This window comes from Variovorax sp. 20P10.2.4 (genome assembly GCF_058244205.1).
The window spans coordinates 1-1,098 of record NZ_JBZAYE010001179.1 but is presented as its reverse complement, the minus strand read 5'-3'; the positions used below and the strand labels follow the sequence as shown (position 1 = coordinate 1,098).

The following is a 1,098-nucleotide window of genomic DNA, read 5'->3' as shown; positions in this document are numbered from 1 at the left end:
AACCACCTGGGCGGTCTGTCGACCGGCGGCCTCGTGATCTGGATCGACCGCATGACCGACTGGTCGGGCCGGCACGTGATCCAGGGCCTGGCGGCCGAGTTCATGGACCGCCTGGGCCGCGAGGCCGTCGCGGGCCCGCCGCGCGAGGACTGGGGTTCGCGCGACGCCGCCAAGGCCGAGCACTGGTCGCTGCGCACCGCCGCCTTCCATGGCGTGGTCACCCATTCGCCGACCATCGACCCCGAGATGCTCAAGGGCGTGTATCACCAGATGGTGCGCGAGGCCGGCGTCGACCTAATCCTGCATGGCTGGATGGTCGCGCCGATCGCCGAGGCCGGGCGCGTGACCGGCGCCGTGTTCGAGAGCAAGCAGGGCCGGCGCGCCATCCTCGCGCGCGTGGTGGTCGACACCACGGGCGAGGGCGACCTCTACGCCGCCGCGGGCGCGGCCTTCTCGTCCGACATCGATGCGCACGACATCCACCACTGCATCAACACCTCGTGGCTGTTCGCGGGCGTCGACATGCGGCGCTGGCTCGACTTCCGCGCGCACCAGCCGCAGGCCTACTCGGCACTGCTGGCACAGGGGCGCGAGACGCTGGGCAGCTTCGAGAAGCCCATCGTCTCCTGGCGCGACGACGTCGCCACCTTCCTCGGTCCGCGCAAGTCGGGCTTCAGCGCGCTCGACGTCGACGAGATGACGCAGGTCGAATGGGAGTCGCGCCGCAGCATGGCCGAGCACCTGGCCTTCTACCGCGCGCATGCGCCGGGCTTCGAGCAGGCCTGGACTATGCTGATGGCGCCGCAGATCGGCACCCGGCATGGCCGACGCCTCGCGGGCGTGAAGAGCGTGCGGCGCGCGGACTGGGACGCGGGCGCGGTCGAGGCCGACGAGATCGGCATCAGCCCCAGCCCCTCGCCGAAGTTCCCGAACATCTCGGTGCCCTACGGCGCGCTGGTGCCCGAGCGGCTCGACGGCGTGCTCGCCGCGGGCAAGCACATCTCGTGCGACACCAACTCGCACGGCTTCATGCGCGAGATCCCGCAATGCTGGCTCACGGGCCAGGCGGCCGGCACCGCGGCCGCGCTGGCGGCCGAC

At 71.8% G+C, this 1,098-nt stretch carries 1 protein-coding gene; it reads left to right on the top strand.

The window, feature by feature from the left end; translation table 11 throughout:
* On the top strand, nt 1-1,098 hold a 1,098-nt coding region (locus AC27VN_RS42115; RefSeq protein WP_490880610.1), incomplete at both ends, for an FAD-dependent oxidoreductase.